Source organism: Nocardioides lijunqiniae (genome assembly GCF_015024225.1).
GTDB classification, from domain to species: domain Bacteria; phylum Actinomycetota; class Actinomycetes; order Propionibacteriales; family Nocardioidaceae; genus Nocardioides; species Nocardioides lijunqiniae.
Genome location: NZ_JACJGM010000028.1, coordinates 1 through 15,580 on the forward strand (window position 1 = coordinate 1; position 15,580 = coordinate 15,580).

The following is a 15,580-nucleotide window of genomic DNA, read 5'->3' on the forward strand; positions in this document are numbered from 1 at the left end:
CCGTCGAGACCCCGTGACCCGAACGCCGAGCCAACCCCACGGTGGTTGAGGTGCGAGCGCCAGCGAGCCTCGAAACCACAACTCCGGTGGTCGAGCAGCGAGGAGCGCCAGCGACGAGCGCCCGTCGAGACCCCGTGACCCGACCGCCATGCCGACCCCACGGTGGTTGAGGTGCGAGCGCAGCGAGCCTCGAAACCACGTCTCCGGTGGTCGAGCAGCGAGGAGCGCCAGCGACGAGCGCCCGTCGAGACCCCGTGACCCGACCGCCGAGCCGACCCCACGGTGGTTGAGGTGCGAGCGCAGCGAGCCTCGAAACCACACCGTCGATGCGTGGCTGGTGTTGGCCCGCGCGCTAGCAGCCCGGGTCTCGGCGTCAAGGATCGCCTTCGGCGCCCGCTTCGCGGCGGCCTTCGGCCGTCCTTGACTCCGAGCCTCTCCCGGGCTGCTTTGGCGGCGCACGGGCGGCGACGGCTTCGCCGCGCCGCCCGCAAACAGCGCGGGCCCCGCCGATCGGTCACCAGCGTCGGCAGTTCGAGCTCAAGCGCGGCGTGTCCACGCTTGGCTGGGCCAGCGCGGTGACCAACTGCCGACGCTGAGTGTCGGTAGACGCACCACCAGTCACACCAGCCCCACCGGAGGGGTGCCGCGCCTTGCGCGGGCGGCGCGGGCGAAGCCCGTGTCGCCCCGTGCGCCGTCAAGCCGGTCGAGAGAGGCTCCGGGTCAAGGACGGCGCAGCCGCCGCGAAGCAGGCGTTGTCTCCTTGACGCGGAGACGCGACCGGCTAGCGCGCGGCACCCCGTCCGGCCCCGAGGAAGCGGCCAGAGGTGCAGGGGTCTCGACGGCCGCTCGTCGCTGGCGCTCCTCGCTGCTCGACCACCAGTAGTGGTTTCGAGGCTCGCTGCGCTCGCACCTCAACCACCGTGGGTCACCGCTCGGCGTTCGGCTCACGGGGTCTCGACGGCCGCTCGCTGGCGCTCGCTGCTCGACCACCAGTAGTGGTTTCGAGGCTCGCTGGCGCTCGCACCTCAACCACCGTGGGTCGCCGCCCGGCGTGCGGGTCACGGGGTCTCGACGGACGCTCGTCGCTGGCGCTCCTCGCTGCTCGACCACCGGAGACGTGGTTTCGAGGCTCGCTGCGCTCGCACCTCAACCACCGTAGGTCGCCGCTCGGCGTTCGGGTCACGGGGTCTCGACGGACGCTCGCTGGCGCTCGCTGCTCGACCACCAGTAGTGGTTTCGAGGCTCGCTGGCGCTCGCACCTCAACCACCGTGGGTCGCCGCTCGGCGTTCGGCTCACAGGGTCTCGACAAGAGCTCAGCGGCGCCCTCGGGCGACGCTGGTGAGGACGATGCGCGCTTTGACGCCGTCAGGGACGCGCACCCGCGTACGGAGCAGCTGCCGGGGAGGCGTCGCGCGCAGCCGGCGTGACAGCTCCTGGAAGAGGCCGTGCGCCACGCGCACCGCGCGCCTGCTGCTCGGAGGCAGCCGCTCGAGGCTGCGCCGCGCCGCGGCGAGGTCGGCGTCGATGTCGTCGAGCAGCAGGTCGCGCTGGTGGGAGGTGAGGAGCGCGGGCTCGACCCCGGGGAAGTACGAGCGGCCCAGCGCCTCGAAGTCGGCGCCCAGGTCCCGCAGGAAGTTGAGCTTCTGGAACGCCGCGCCGAGGCGACGGGCGCCCGGGGCGAGCTCGGCGTACGTCGCCTCGGCGTCGGGCCGGCCGGCGAGGAAGGCGCGCAGGCACATCAGACCGACCACCTCGGCGGAGCCGTAGACGTAGCGCTCGAAGCTGGCGCGGTCGTGCTCGACCTCCGTCAGGTCGGCGCGCATGGACTCGAAGAACGGAGCGACGAGGTCCTCGTCGATGCCGGTCGCGCGTGCGGTGCGGACGAACGCGTGCACGACCAGGTTGCCGGAGTGACCGGAGGCCAGGGCCCGGCAGGTCTCCTGCTCGAGCTCGCCGAGCGTCTCGCGCTGCGACTGCGTCGTGCCGTCGGGGCGCGGCGCGTCGACGATCTCGTCGGCCACCCGCACCAGGGCGTAGACGTTGCGCACGTGACGGCGCACCGACGGGCCCAGGAGCCTGCTGGCCAGTCCGAACGACGTCGAGTAGCGCCGGATCACGAGTCCGGCGGCCTCCTCGGCCACCGCGTCGTAGGTGCGGTGCGCGGCCAGCGGAGCGGCCGCCGTCCGGGCCACGCGTTGCCGGGTCATCAGGCCGCCCCCGTCGCCCTGCCGGACGACACCGCGCCGACGGCGTGGATGAGGTCGGTGGGCAGACCGAGCCGCGCGGCGTGTGCCTGGGCCTCACGCAGGTGCTCGGCGGCGAGCTCCTCCACGAACGCCCGGGACCCCGACTCCTCGAGCGCGTGGCGGACCCGCGCCGCGTCGGCGGCGCCGAGGTCGCCGCGTCCCAGGTAGCCCGAGATCCGGCCCCACGTCGGCGTCCTGCGGGCGTGCACGACGAGCGGCGTGCGCTTGCCCTCGCGCAGGTCGCCGAAGGGCTCCTTGCCGGTGCCGGCCGAGTCGCCGAAGACGCCGTCGAGGTCGTCGAGCAGCTGGTAGGCGATCCCGAGCAGGTGCCCCACCCGACCCACGCCGGTCACCGTGTCCGCATCTGCTCCGGCCAGCACGGCACCGGCCTGCATGGGCAGCTCGAAGGAGTAGGCGGCGGTCTTGCGGGCCTCCATCGTCAGGACCTCCGCGAGCGTCGGGTCCTCCAGCCCGAGGCTGAGCCGTACGTCGGCGAGCTCGCCGGCAGCCGAGACCCGCAGCGCCGCGTCGAACAGCTCCAGCAGCAGCGCCCGGCCGGCCCCGTCGACCTCGCACAGGGCCACCGCGCGCATCGCGTGGCTCAGGGCCAGGTCGCCGACGAGGATCGCCGCGGCGCAGGCGTAGGTGTCGGCCCCCGACGGCGACGCCCCGGCCTTCACGGCGTCCGCGCGGAACCGTCCGGGAGTGCTCGGCCGCCCACGGCGCAGGTCGTCGCCGTCGATCACGTCGTCGTGCACCAGGAAGCCGGTGTGGAGGAGCTCGACGGCCGCCCCCACCTGCGGTACGGCGGCGCCCGCCGTGCCACCGAGCGCGTCGTGCACGCACGCCACCAGCAGCGGCCGGAAGCGCTTGCCGCCCGAGAGGGCGTCGCGCAGGGCCTCGTCGAGCGCGGCACGGTCGGGGCCGGTGGGTGAGCCGCCCGGCCCGGGCGCGAGTGCGGCCTCGAGGGCCCGCGTCAGTGCCGTCGCGTCCCCGCTCATGAGGGCCCGCGTCGTACGCAGACCTGGGTCAGGCACGGCGACACCGAGGACCTCCGCTCCAACCGGCTCACGAGCCTGGAGACCCGTGGGTGCGACCAAGGTACCCACTCCCGGGCGTCGCACGCGGGCGTGGGCGGTCCCGCGGGCGGGGCTCGTCGTCCCGCGGTCGACGCCGTGCGGCAGGCTGGTCCCATGACAGCGGACCCCTCGTCGCCCGGGCTCGGAGAGCGGCTGGCCCGGTGGCTGGACGACCTCGGGCTGACGCCACACCTCGCGGAGGCGGGCCTGCCGACGTTCGTGCGCGACGACGAGGGACTCCCCCGCTGGAGCGACCCGCGCACGGGCCTCCGGCTGGACGACGACCAGCTCGCCCAGCTGGACCGGCTGCTGCACCAGGAGGGCTCGGAGCCCGAGCACGCCGTGCCGGTGCCGCTGCTGCTGATCGCCCGGCAGGCCCGAGTGCGCCAGGAGCTGCTCGACACCCCGTGGCTGACCTACGAGACGCTCGGCGCGCTGCGCGGCACCTCGGTCAACGCCACGCGCTTCGCCGTGCACAAGGCCCAGGACGCCCACCGGCTGCTCGTCGTCGCCACCGAGACCGGCACCGTCGTGCCGGCCTTCCAGCTCACGGACTCCGGGGAGCCCCGCCCCGACCTGCAGCCGGTGCTCGCCCCGCTGCTGGCGGCCGGGATGGACCCGTGGCGCGCCTGGGCCTGGCTCACCCAGCCGGTCGGACTCCTCGGCGGCCAGGTCCCGGAGCGGCTGGCGGCCGACCCCGACGAGGCCGACCTCGTGCGGCACGCCGCGGTGCGGCTCGCCGAGCGGGTCGCCGACCCCGGCTGACGGACGCCGCAGGACGCAGCCGAGCCCGGCCGACCTCGTGGTCGACCGGGCTCGGTTGCTGCAGGTAGGCGCTCAGGCCAGGTCGAAGCGGTCCAGCTCCATGACCTTGGTCCACGCGGCGACGAAGTCGGCGACCAGCTTGTCGCGCGCGTCGTCGCTGGCGTAGACCTCCGCAAGGGCCCGCAGCTGCGAGTTGGAGCCGAAGACCAGGTCGACCGCCGTGGCGGTCCACTTGAGCTCGTCGGTCGCGGCGTCGCGGATCTCGTAGACGTTCTCCTCCGACTCCGACGCCTTCCACCGGGCCCCGGGGGCCAGCAGGTTCGCGAAGAAGTCGTTGCTGAGGACGCCCGGGCGCTCGGTGAGGACGCCGTGCTGCACGCCGCCGACGTTGTTGCCCAGGGCACGCAGGCCGCCGAGCAGCACCGTCATCTCGGGCGCGGTCAGGTCGAGCATGTAGGCCTTCTCCAGCAGCAGCGTCTCCGCCGGCAGCTTCTCACCGTCGCGCAGGTAGTTGCGGAAGCCGTCGGCGCGAGGCTCCAGGACCCGGAACGAGTCGGCGTCGGTCTGCTCCTGCGTGGCGTCGGTGCGCCCGGCGTGGAACGGGACGGTGACCTCGACGCCGGCGTCCTGCGCGGCCTTCTCGACCCCCGCGTTGCCGGCGAGGACGATCAGGTCGGCGAGGGACACCTGCGCGCCGCCCGCGCCGTTGAACTCGGCACGGATGGACTCGAGCTTCTCGAGCACCGTGGCGAGCTGCTCGGGCTGGTTGGCCGCCCAGCCGCGCTGCGGCTCCAGACGGATGCGGGCGCCGTTGGCCCCGCCCCGCTTGTCGGTCGAGCGGAACGTCGACGCCGAGGCCCACGCGGTGGAGACCAGGTCGGAGACCGAGAGACCGGACTCCAGGACCTTGCTCTTCAGCGAGGCCACGTCGGCGTCGGTGACCACCTCGCCCTGCACCGGCGGGACCGGGTCCTGCCACAGCTGCGCCTCGGGGACCCACGGGCCGAGGTAGCGGTCGACGGGGCCCATGTCACGGTGCAGCAGCTTGTACCAGGCCTTGGCGAACGCCACGGAGAACTCGTTGGGGTTCTCCAGGAAGCGGCGCGAGATCTTCTCGTACTCCGGGTCGAACCGGAGCGCCAGGTCGCTGGTCAGCATGGTCGGCTTGCGCTTGGGCGAGTCCGACGCGGGTCCGGGCACGATGTCCTCGGCGTCCTTGGCCACCCACTGGAAGGCACCGGCCGGGCTCTTGGTGAGCTCCCACTCGTACTTGAAGAGGAACTTGAAGAAGTCGTTGCTCCACCGGGTCGGGGTCGAGGTCCAGGTGACCTCGAGGCCCGAGGTGATCGCGTCGGCGCCCTTGCCGGAGCCGTAGCCGCTCTTCCAGCCCAGGCCCTGCTCCTCGAGCGGGGCGCCCTCGGGCTCCGGGCCGATGAGGTCGGGGTCGCCGGCGCCGTGGGTCTTGCCGAACGTGTGGCCGCCGGCGATCAGCGCGACGGTCTCCTCGTCGTTCATCGCCATGCGCGCGAAGGTGGTGCGGATGTCGCGGGCCGAGGCCAGCGGGTCGGGGTTGCCGTTGGGGCCCTCGGGGTTGACGTAGATCAGGCCCATCTGGACCGCGCCCAGGGACTCCTCGAGCTCGCGCTCGCCGGCGTAGCGCTCGTCACCCAGCCAGGAGTCCTCGGGACCCCAGATGATCTCCTCGGGCTCCCAGACGTCCTCGCGGCCGAAGCCGAACCCGAAGGTCTGGAAGCCCATGTCCTCGAGCGCGACGGTGCCGGCGTAGACGAGCAGGTCGGCCCACGAGATCTTCTGGCCGTGCTTCTGCTTGACCGGCCACAGGAGGCGGCGGGCCTTGTCGAGGTTGGCGTTGTCGGGCCAGCTGTTGAGCGGGGCGAAGCGCTGGTTGCCCTCGCCCGCGCCGCCGCGGCCGTCGTAGATGCGGTAGGTGCCGGCGGCGTGCCAGCTCATCCGGATGAAGAGGCCGCCGTAGTGGCCGAAGTCCGCGGGCCACCAGTCCTGCGAGGTGTTGAGGACCTCGACGATGTCGCGACGAAGCTCGCCGAGGTCCAGCTTCGCGAACTCCTCGGCGTAGCTGAAGCCCTCACCGAGGGGGTTGGCCTTGGACGAGTGGACGTGGAGGACCGACAGGTCGAGCTGGTTGGGCCACCAGTCCTTGTTGGTGTGGGGGCGACCGCCGGTCTTGGGCGTCGGCGAGTCGATCGCCGGGTTCTCGCTCTCGCTGCCGCTGGAGGCGGCGGAGCCGTGCATGACCGGGCAGCCGGCCTCCTCCTTGCGGTCCACCCCCTGGGGGCTCTCGGGGGTGCTGCTGTCCTGGCTGTCGCTCATGTGCTTCCTTCCGGCTGGCGGGTTCACTCGGTGGGGGATGGTGCGAGGGCTGCGGCCGCGCAGTCGGGGCAGGTGCCCCAGTAGACGACCTCCGCCTCGTCGACCACGAAGCCGTGGTCGTCGGAGGCGGTGAGACAGGGGGTGTGGCCGACCGCGCAGTCGACGTCGGCGATCGCGCCGCAGGTGCGGCACACCACGTGGTGGTGGTTGTCACCGACGCGCGACTCGTAGCGCGCCGTCGAGCCGGCCGGCTGGATGCGGCGGATCAGGCCGGCGTCGGTCAGCGCCCGGAGCACGTCGTAGACGGTCTGGTGCGACACGTTGGCGTAGTCGCTGCGCACCCGTCCGATGACGGCGTCGGTGTCGATGTGCGGGTGGTCGTCCACGACGGCCAGCACGGCCAGGCGGGGCTGGGTGACCCGCAGGGACGCCGCCCGGAGGGCGACCTCGTGCTGGGTGGTGGACATGGCCTCACCCTAGGGCCTTTTCTGGAACCGATCAAGATTGTCGACCGGGGTGTCGGCCCCGGCGCACCTAGGCTCGTGACATGACCGGACGACGGCAGCGGACGCGAGCACGCGCCGCGTCCGGCCTGGCCGTCGCCGCCCTGACGCTCGCGGCCGCGTGCGGCGCAGCCGAGGAGCCCACCCCGGCGCCGCGACCTCCGGACGCGGGCCCGGCCGTGACGTCGCCCGACGGGAGCAGCCCGAGCGCGCCGGACACCTCCCCCGCGCCGGTCGCTCCGGCGCCGGTGCGCATCGCCGTGGCCGGCGACGTGCACTTCGAGGGCGCCTTGAGGGCCCGCCTGGCCGATCCCGCGACCGCGCTCGCCCCGGCGACCGCGGCGCTCGCCGAGGCCGACGTCGCCGTCGTCAACCTCGAGACGTCGGTGGGGACGGGAGGGGAGCCCGAGGCCGGCAAGCGCTTCACGTTCCAGGCGCCGCCGAGCGCGTTCGCGGCGCTCGCCGCGGCCGGCGTCGACGTGGTGAGCATGGCCAACAACCACGCGCTCGACCTCGGTCGGGAGCCGCTGCCAGGCACGTTCGCCGCCGTCGACGCCGCGGCGCAGGCCGATCCCCCGCTGGCCGTCGTCGGGTTGGGGCGCGACGCGCGCGAGGCCTTCCGGCCTGCGGTGGTCGAGGTGGGCGGCACGGTCGTGGCGGTCCTCGGCGCGACGACCGCCGGGGCGGACCCGACGGCCGACCCCACCTCCCAGTGGGCAGCGACCGCCCGCTCTTCCGGCACCGCCGACGCCCTCGATCCCGACCGCCTGCTGCGAGCGGCACGTGCCGCGAGCCGCACGGCCGACGTCGTGGTCGCCTACCTGCACTGGGGGGTCCAGGGCGAGCGCTGCCCGGGAGCGGGCCAGCGCAGGCTCGCGCAGGACCTCGTCGAGTCCGGGGTGGACGTCGTCGTCGGCAGTCACACCCACCGCCTCCAGGGCGACGGGAGGCTCGGGGACGGCTACGTCGCCTACGGTCTGGGCAACTTCGCCTGGTACACCCAGGCCTCCGAGGCCACCTCCGTCACGGGCGTCCTCACCCTCAGCGTGCGGCCGGCGGCGACGCCTGCGGGACGGGCCCGGGTCACCCGGGCCGCCTGGGACCCCGCGCGCATCGGGCCGGACGGCCTGCCCGCGCCGCTGTCCGGGGCCGATGCCAGGCGCTTCGAGACCGACCGGGCGGCGCTGCGCGCCTGCGCCGGGCTCGCCGGCTGACGCCGTGCCCGGGTGAGGACGACGGTCCGCGGCCCCCAGCTTCGTGAGGAACGACGAAGACGCCTGCGCCCGAGCCGACGAGCATGCGGGGAGGCATCGACGAGAGGACATCCGTGAAGGTCTACATCTCCGTGGACATGGAGGGCATCGCCGGCGTCGCCACCCTCGACCAGGTGGTGCGCGGCGGGCACGGCTACGAGCGCGCCTGCGCCCTGATGACCGAGGAGACCAACGCCGCCGTGCGCGGCGCCTTCGACGGCGGCGCGACCGAGGTGGTCGTCAGCGACAGCCACGGCACCATGGACAACCTGCTCCACGAGCGGCTGGATGCCCGGGCGCGCCTGGTCTTCGGACGCCCGCGGGGCTTCTGCATGGCCGAGGGACTCACCGAGGAGCACGACCTGGCGCTGTTCGTCGGCTACCACGCCCCGGCCGGCGCCCGGGGCGTCCTGGCCCACACGTTCTCCTCGCACTTCCTCGGGGTCCGGGTCAACGGCGAGGACGCCTCCGAGACCTCGGTGAACGCGCTCTTCGCCGCCACCCGCGGGGTGCCGGTCGGGCTGGTCACCGGCGACGACGTGATCTGCGACCTGGCGCAGACCCTGCTGCCCGGGGTGGTGACCGCGGCGGTCAAGGTCGCCCACGGCTACTCCGCCACCTCCACGCTCGCGCCCTCGGTGGCGCGCGACCTCGTGCAGACCCGCGCCCGGGACGCCGTACGCCGGGCGGACCGCATGCGGCTGGCCCCGGTGCCGGACAGCCTGCGGCTCGAGCTCGACCTGCCCAACGTGCTGGCGGCCGAGATGGTCTCCGCCGTCCCCGGCACGACCCGGATCGGCGACCGGACGGTGGCCCGCGACATCGCGTCGGCCGACGAGCTGCTCGGACTGGTGACCGTGGGGTTCACGCTGGCGCACGTCGCGCTTCTCGAGCGCAACGTGCTCGTGCGGGGCCACTGAGGCGGGTTACCGATCCGCGTCGCGGCTGCGCACCAGCCCGGCGCGCACCAGCACCCGCTCGACCCGCTCCCGCTCGAGCTCGCGTCGGGTGCCGGACACCAAGGTCTCCAGTGACTGCTCGACCCCCAGTGCCCGGCAGGCGTCGACCAGGACGTCGTCGTAGGCCTGGAGCCAGCCGCGACGCCGGGCCACCGGCATGCCCGGCGGAGCCGATCGGACGCAGCGGCGGATCCGCTCGACGTCGGCGGCGATCTGCTCGACCGGCCGTCCTGTCGGCCGCGGCGGTGCGGAGTCGACCAGGCCCAGGCGCCGACCGGCGCGTAGCGCCCGCCCGCGGTAGGTGCCCGCGTCGGCGAGCACCCACAGCGCGGCCAGGATGGCGACGACCACCCCGAGCTGGATCCACAGGCTCACGCCCATCTCACGATGATCACCCTGCCGTGCGCCCCGCACAAGGACGGCGGCTGTTCGGTGTCGTCACGCGAGCTCAGACCGGACGGTCGGGTGCTGTTCATCACCCCTTCGGGTCCGAGTGGCCGGTACGTCATCGGGGCACTGGGGCACGTCGGCGAACCACGTGGGTCCCCGAACCCTGACCGTTCGGAGGCGCTTGTGCAGACCACCTGGCCCGATCCACCCATCAGCCTGCGGCGTGGCACGCTGCCGCACCTCCCGGCCGCCGTCGCCCGTCCGTCGTACGACGTGCGCTCGCTGCGGGCGGGTGTGGTGCACCTCGGCGTGGGGATGTTCCATCGCGCGCACCAGGCGGTCTACCTCGACCGGATCGCCGACGAGGGCATCTCGGACCGCTGGGGTGTGGTGGGCATCGGCGTGCGTCGCTGCCGGGCGCGACGGGAGCTGCTCGCCCAGGACTGCCTCTACTCGGTGACCGAGCTGTCCGACGACGAGCCCCGGGTGCGGGTGATCGGCGTGCTGCGCGACTACGCCTCCGTCGCGGAGGACCGGAGTCGAGCGCTGGCGGCGCTGGTCCACCCGGACGCACGGCTCGTGACCCTGACGGTGACGGCGCCGACGTACACGGGTGGCGAGACCGCGGCGTTCGACCTCCTGGCCGACGCCCTCGACCTGCGCCGCCGACGCGGGCTGCCGCCCTTCACCGTGATGTCGTGCGACAACCTCCCGGCCAACGGCAGCGCCACCCGGCGCTGCGTGGTCGAGGCGGCCGGGCGCCACCGCTCCCCCGGCCTGGCGTCGTGGGTCGCGCACCACGTCGCCTTCCCGGACACGATGGTCGACCGCATCACCCCCACCCCGACCGCCGCCCACCGCACCCGGCTGCGACGGCACTCCGGCCTCGACGACCGCGCCCCGGTGATGACCGAGCCGTCGAGCCACTGGGTGGTGCAGGACTGCTTCAGCGGCGAGCGCCCGCCGCTCGAGGAGGTGGGCGTGCACGTCGTCGCGGACGTCGGTCCGCACACCGCGATGAAGACCCGCATGCTCAACGCCGCCCACCTCGCGCTGGGCTACCTGGGCGCTCCCACGCAGCACGCCACCACCGACGCCGCGATGGCCGACCCGGCGCTCGGCGGCCTCGTCGAGCAGATGCTGCGCCTGGAGGTGCAGCCGCTGCTCGCGCCGGCCGCCGGCGTCGACCCCGACGCCTACCGCCACGAGGTGCTGACGCGGCTCGGCAACCCCGCGATCGGCGACCCCCTGGCACGGCTGCGGCGGCGTGGGTCCGTGCGCATGCGCCACTACGTGGTCCCCTCGCTCGAGGACGCCGTGCTGGGCGGCCGTCCGCACCGCGTCCTGCTGTCGGTGCTCGCGGCCTGGGTCGACCACCTGTCGGGCCTGTCCGAGGAGGACCTCGGACCCGCGGAGCGGGAGGCGCTGTGCGAGCCGGCGCTGGACGCGCTGCTGCCCCTGGCGCGCGAGGCGCACGCCGACGTACGTCCGCTCCTGGCCGCGGTCGAGGGCTTCGAGCGGCTGAGGGCGCGGCCCGCGTTCGTGCGCGACCTGCAGGACGAGCTGGCCACCGTCCGAGGAGGTGCCCGTGCGGCGTCCTGACCACCGGACCGGCGAGTCCCGGCCCACCCTGCTGCTCGACGCGGACGGCACCCTCTTCCCCTCCGAGGAGCCGGCGTTCGAGGCCTCCACCGAGGTCACCAACGACTTCCTGCGATCCCTGGGCTCGAGCGAGCAGTGGACGGCCGACGAGCTGCGGCAGCAGGCCCTCGGACGCAACTTCCGCAGCCTCGCCACCGACCTGGCCCGCGAGACCGGGCGCACTCCGGAGGACGTCGGGCTGGAGGCCTGGGTGGCGCGCGAGCAGGAGGTCGTCACGACCCACCTCGCCGCGACGCTGCGCCCCGACCCGCAGGTCACCGCCGCCGTACGCCGCCTGGCTCGCCACTGGCGCCTCACGGTCGTCAGCTCCAGTGCGCTCGCCCGCCTCGACGTCTGCTTCCGGGTGACCGGTCTCGCGGAGCTGCTGCCCGCGGAGAGCCGCTTCAGCGCCCAGGACTCCCTACCGGTCCCGACGAGCAAGCCCGACCCTGCTGTCTACACCGCGGCGACCCTCGCCCTCGGCCTGCCACCCACCGCCGCCCTCGCGGTCGAGGACGCCGTCTCCGGGGTGGCCTCGGCGATCGCGGCCGGCATTCCCGTCGTCGGCATCCTGGCCTTCGTGCCCCTCGCCGAGCAGGCCGGCCGCGCGGCCGACCTGACCGCCGCCGGCGCTTCGACCGTCGGCGACGACTGGGCGGCGGTCGAGCAGGCAGCGGCCGCTGCCCACGGCGCCGCGGTGGACGCGCTGGTCGAGGCGGCGGCCGGCGTCGCCGGTCGTGCCTCGACGCTGGCACGATGGTCCTCGGTGTCCACAGGGGGTGCACGTCGTTGAGAGTGGTGTGGAACAGCTTCCACGGGCGGTTCTCCGACAGCCCCCGCGCCCTGTGGGAGCGGCTCGCCGGTCGTGACGGGCTGGAGCACGTCTGGCTGGCCCACGAGGCGCACCTCGGCTCCTTCCCGCGCGCCGTGCGCACCGTCGACATCGAGGGCCCCGGCGCCCGGGAGACGCTCGAGTCGGCGGACCTCCTGGTCGCCAACACCCACACCGAGGTGGAGTGGGACAAGCAGCCGGGCACGACGTACGTCCAGACCTGGCACGGCACGCCGCTCAAGCGCGTGCACCGCGACGTGCGGTGGGCTCCCGACGGCGTGCTCGACCGCCTCGACCGCGACGTCGACCGCTGGGACCTGCTGCTGAGCCAGAGCGCCTGGAGCACGCCGCGGCTGCGCAGCGCCTTCCGCTGGAACGGCGAGGTGCTGGAGTCCGGCTACCCGCGCAACGACCTCCTCTCCCGGCCCGAGCGCAAGACCGTGCGCGCCGACGTACGCCGCGGGCTCGGCATCGCCGACGACGCGGTCGTCGTGCTCTACGCCCCCACCTGGCGCGACGACGAGAAGGACCAGGGGTCCGAGCTGACCTACCCGCTCGACCCGGCGGAGCTCGTGCGTGGCCTCGGCCCGGGCCACGTGCTGCTGGTGCGTGCGCACTACCTCCTGACGGGGCGGTTGCGCCTCGATGCGCTGCCCGGCGTGCACGACGTGTCGCTCTACCCCGACCTGCGCGACCTCTACTGCGCCGCGGACGTGCTCGTGACCGACTACTCCTCCGCCATGTTCGACTTCGCGGTGACCGGCCGCCCGGTGCTGCACCTGGCGCCCGACCTCGCGCGCTTCGGCGACACCGTCCGCGGCTTCTACGCCGACCTCGAGGAGGTCGCTCCCGGCCCGGTCGTCTCCACCACCGGCGAGCTGGTCGACGTGCTGACCGACCTGGCCACGCTGGAGCAGGACTGGGCGCTGCGGTCGGCGGCCTTCCGTGAGACCTTCACCCCGCTCGACGACGGCGACGCCGGCGAGCGGGTCCTCGCCCGGCTCGGCCTGAGCGGCTAGACGTCCCGCGGCAGCCGTCCCCAGCCGCCCGCGGGGGTCCCCTCGACCGGGTACGCCGGCCAGCCGAAGAGCTGCTGCTGGAAGTGCACGAGCCAGGTCAGCACCCGCGGGTCGGCGTCGACGAGGTGCTGCCACCCCCGCACGAGCTCGGCGAAGAACGCCTCGGGCTCGAGCTCGAGGCGCTTGTCGTCGGGACCGAACGCTCCGAAGGTCGTGTGCTCCTGGCGGCAGTCGTACTCCCCCAGGATCCGGTCGGACTCCGCGACCACGCGCCGTCGCAGCTCCTCGTCGCGCATCCGGCCGACCGGCCGCGTGTGCAGGACCGGCGTCGAGTCGATGACGCCGACGTGGCGGTGGTCGAGGAGCTTCGGCCACAGCGAGTCCAGGCCCCAGCCCCACCCGGTCTCGCTGAGCTCGAGCGTGGGCAGCAGCCGGTCCAGGGCGGAGGCGCTGAAGCCCGGCATCATGATCTCCACGAAGCCGGTCCACCTGCCGGCGAAGCTGTGGTTCTGCATCGTCGAGAAGTGCGCGAAGTACGACGCGTCCTGCAGCGCCGGCGCGAACAGGTCCAGCCCCACCGCGCTCGCGGTCGCGAACATCCGGTTGATCGTGTCCGGGTTCGTGAGGATGTCGTCGTCGGGCATCCACACCTGGTCGTAGTCGCGCCAGCCGTCCCAGGAGCCCAGGAGCTCACGCATCCCGGACCACTTGGGTCCGGGGATGACGTCGGCGACCTCGCACTCGAGGTCGTCCTGAGGCGCCAGCGGCTGGTACGGCACGAGCACCAGGTCGAAGTCGCGCTCCACCTCGCCGTCGAGCCAGCTCGCGTGCAGCGACCTCCGGCCCACGCGTGCCAGCACCAGGTTCCTCGTCCGCCTCGTCGTCACCCGCGTTGGTACCCCGGACGGAGAACTCGAAAACAGGGACAGGACATGGCTCCGGGGTCGCTGCCCGCCGTCGTCGCGAGCCGGAGTGCCGACCTCCGGCCGGCATGGGGTCCGAGCGGAGGTCGACGCCGGTGGGACCCGCTCGCGCTGGTGAGGTTCACCCGCCGTGGTGCTGAGTCACTACCCGTGGATCGAGGGCTGCTCCGACCCGGCCAGGCTACTGAGTGCGCTGGTGCTCCGCAGCGGTTTCCGGCAACTCGGTCGCGAACCCGTGACAGGTCGCCCAGACCACCGCCGGGCTGCGGCCGTCCTCGCCACCTGGAAGGGCGATTCGCGAGCAATTGCCCGAACCCGCCCATGCGACGTACGCGACCTCGCTACCATTGCCCTCGACGTCACCGGGTGGACCACGGCTCACCGGTGCTGACGTCGAGGGCCCCGCGCGGCACCGCCGGCACGAGCCAGAAGGACCGTCGTGACCTGTCTCGCCCTCAGCATCGCGGGCTTCGACCTGCCCCAGCTGCTGCTGCTGGTCCCGACGATCGCCTTTGCGGCGCTCTTCCTGGTCACCTGGTGGCGCGAGAACGACGACAACGGGGACGACCCGCGCTGAGCACGACGCCGCCGCATACCCAATAGGCGGGAACTCCGTCCACCCGTCGGCGCCAGCGGCTCCCGGAGCGCGATCCTCGGTCACGTGAGGCCACATGAGGGGTAGGCCGCGCACCCGGCGTGCGATCAGAGGGCGTGGGCGATGACGAACGACGGCACGGGGGCGGGATGCCCGACGCGCGTGAGCGTCGTCATCCCTGCCCACGACGAGGCGTCGGTGATCGGCGCCAACCTCCGCGCCCTGCTCGACGGGACGGAGCCGGGGCGGCTCGAGGTCGTGGTGGTCTGCAACGGGTGCACCGACGACACCGCCGACGTCGCCCGAGGCGTCGACGGGGTGCGCGTCGTCGAGATCACCGAGGCGTCCAAGGCCCACGCCGTGCGGGTCGGCAACAGGTGCGCCACGGCGTTCCCCCGCGTCCACCTCGACGCCGACGTGACCATCTCCGGGGCCGACGTCCTCAGGCTGGCCGCCGCGCTCGACGACCAGGTCCACGCCGTCGCACCCGTCCGGGCGCTGCCGCTCGGGCGGGCCTCCTGGCCGGTGCGCAGCTACTACCGCGTCTGGGAGCGCCTGCCGCAGGTGCGGCGCGGGCTCTTCGGTCGCGGCGCCATCGCGCTCTCCGAGGAGGGGCAGCGGCGCGTGGACGCCCTGCCCCGCGTGATGAGCGACGACCTCGCGATCTCGGAGGCGTTCGAGGAGGCCGAACGACGCATCGCCGGGGACGCGACGGTGGTCGTGCACCCTCCCCTCACGACGGCCGACCTCCTGCGTCGTCGCGTGCGCGTCGTCACCGGCAACGCCCAGGCGACCGATCTCGGGATCCGGCACCGGGAGTCGGTCACGACCCCCTCCGTGCTGCTCACGATGGTGCTCCGCGACCCACGGCTCGCGCTCCACCTCCCCCTCTTCCTCGGGATCGGGCTCCTCGCCCGCACGAGGTCGCGCCGCGCCGTGCGCACCGGCGACTTCACCACCTGGTTGCGTGACGAGAGCTCGCGGACCTAGCCCCGCATCACCCGAAGACGAAAGCAGAGCACCCC

The 15,580-nt window shown here is 73.8% G+C and carries 14 protein-coding genes; 8 read left to right on the forward strand and 6 right to left on the reverse strand.

From position 1 onward, the window contains the following. Positions 1-1,314: 1,314 nt before the first annotated feature. On the reverse strand, positions 1,315-2,208 hold the full coding sequence (locus IRQ30_RS16290) for a phytoene/squalene synthase family protein (protein WP_193614040.1): 894 nt from the start codon (positions 2,206-2,208) through the stop codon (positions 1,315-1,317). Then, on the reverse strand, positions 2,208-3,248 hold the full coding sequence (locus IRQ30_RS16295; RefSeq protein ID WP_193614041.1) for a polyprenyl synthetase family protein: 1,041 nt from the start codon (positions 3,246-3,248) through the stop codon (positions 2,208-2,210). Before IRQ30_RS16295 ends, IRQ30_RS16290 begins: the two co-directional genes overlap by 1 nt. Before the next feature lie 192 nt (positions 3,249-3,440). Between IRQ30_RS16295 and IRQ30_RS16300 the strand changes: the two genes are divergently transcribed. Further along, positions 3,441-4,091, forward strand: a complete 651-nt coding sequence (locus tag IRQ30_RS16300) for a hypothetical protein (protein ID WP_193614042.1) — start codon at positions 3,441-3,443, stop codon at positions 4,089-4,091. A gap of 72 nt (positions 4,092-4,163) precedes the next feature. On the opposite strand, the gene katG is transcribed toward IRQ30_RS16300, so the two are convergent. Both katG and IRQ30_RS16310 read right to left on the reverse strand, forming a co-directional pair. Then, complete coding sequence (gene katG, locus IRQ30_RS16305; protein ID WP_193614043.1) at positions 4,164-6,440, reverse strand: catalase/peroxidase HPI; 2,277 nt, start codon at positions 6,438-6,440, stop codon at positions 4,164-4,166. Positions 6,441-6,463: 23 nt separating this feature from the next. Further along, positions 6,464-6,907 (reverse strand): Fur family transcriptional regulator, encoded by a 444-nt coding sequence (locus IRQ30_RS16310; RefSeq protein ID WP_193614044.1) that lies wholly within the window; start codon positions 6,905-6,907, stop codon positions 6,464-6,466. Positions 6,908-6,987: 80 nt separating this feature from the next. On the opposite strand from IRQ30_RS16310, the gene IRQ30_RS16315 reads away from it, so the two are divergent. Continuing rightward, positions 6,988-8,157, forward strand: coding sequence for a CapA family protein (locus tag IRQ30_RS16315; protein ID WP_193614045.1), 1,170 nt, complete (start codon positions 6,988-6,990; stop codon positions 8,155-8,157). Between the two features lie 113 nt (positions 8,158-8,270). Beyond that, positions 8,271-9,116, forward strand: coding sequence for a M55 family metallopeptidase (locus IRQ30_RS16320; protein ID WP_193614046.1), 846 nt, complete (start codon positions 8,271-8,273; stop codon positions 9,114-9,116). Positions 9,117-9,122: 6 nt separating this feature from the next. On the opposite strand, the gene IRQ30_RS16325 is transcribed toward IRQ30_RS16320, so the two are convergent. Further along, positions 9,123-9,536: a hypothetical protein gene (locus tag IRQ30_RS16325; RefSeq protein ID WP_193614047.1), complete on the reverse strand. Its 414-nt coding sequence runs from the start codon at positions 9,534-9,536 to the stop codon at positions 9,123-9,125. 192 nt (positions 9,537-9,728) lie between these two features. Here IRQ30_RS16325 and IRQ30_RS16330 point away from each other — a divergent pair, with 192 nt between their 5' ends. Genes IRQ30_RS16330 through IRQ30_RS16340 form a run of 3 tightly spaced genes read left to right on the forward strand, consistent with a single transcriptional unit; the run spans position 9,729 to position 13,037 of the window. Beyond that, positions 9,729-11,147 carry a mannitol dehydrogenase family protein gene (locus tag IRQ30_RS16330; RefSeq protein ID WP_193614048.1) on the forward strand — a complete coding sequence of 473 codons (1,419 nt, stop codon included), beginning with the start codon at positions 9,729-9,731 and terminating at the stop codon, positions 11,145-11,147. Next, positions 11,134-11,979, forward strand: a complete 846-nt coding sequence (locus IRQ30_RS16335) for an HAD family hydrolase (RefSeq protein ID WP_338089752.1) — start codon at positions 11,134-11,136, stop codon at positions 11,977-11,979. The genes IRQ30_RS16330 and IRQ30_RS16335 overlap by 14 nt, the downstream gene beginning before the upstream one ends. 5 nt (positions 11,980-11,984) lie before the next feature. Then, positions 11,985-13,037 carry a CDP-glycerol glycerophosphotransferase family protein gene (locus tag IRQ30_RS16340; RefSeq protein WP_338089753.1) on the forward strand — a complete coding sequence of 351 codons (1,053 nt, stop codon included), beginning with the start codon at positions 11,985-11,987 and terminating at the stop codon, positions 13,035-13,037. Here IRQ30_RS16340 and IRQ30_RS16345 read toward each other — a convergent pair. Then, positions 13,034-13,897 carry a hypothetical protein gene (locus IRQ30_RS16345; protein WP_193614051.1) on the reverse strand — a complete coding sequence of 288 codons (864 nt, stop codon included), beginning with the start codon at positions 13,895-13,897 and terminating at the stop codon, positions 13,034-13,036. The genes IRQ30_RS16340 and IRQ30_RS16345 overlap by 4 nt on opposite strands. Positions 13,898-14,399: 502 nt before the next feature. Here IRQ30_RS16345 and IRQ30_RS16350 point away from each other — a divergent pair. Together IRQ30_RS16350 and IRQ30_RS16355 are read left to right on the forward strand one after the other, a co-directional pair. Next, the gene (locus IRQ30_RS16350) at positions 14,400-14,537 is read left to right on the forward strand and encodes a hypothetical protein (RefSeq protein ID WP_193614052.1); all 138 of its coding nucleotides are present in this window, start codon (positions 14,400-14,402) and stop codon (positions 14,535-14,537) included. 180 nt (positions 14,538-14,717) lie between these two features. After that, positions 14,718-15,545, forward strand: coding sequence for a glycosyltransferase family 2 protein (locus IRQ30_RS16355; RefSeq protein WP_338089754.1), 828 nt, complete (start codon positions 14,718-14,720; stop codon positions 15,543-15,545). Positions 15,546-15,580 lie beyond the last annotated feature (35 nt).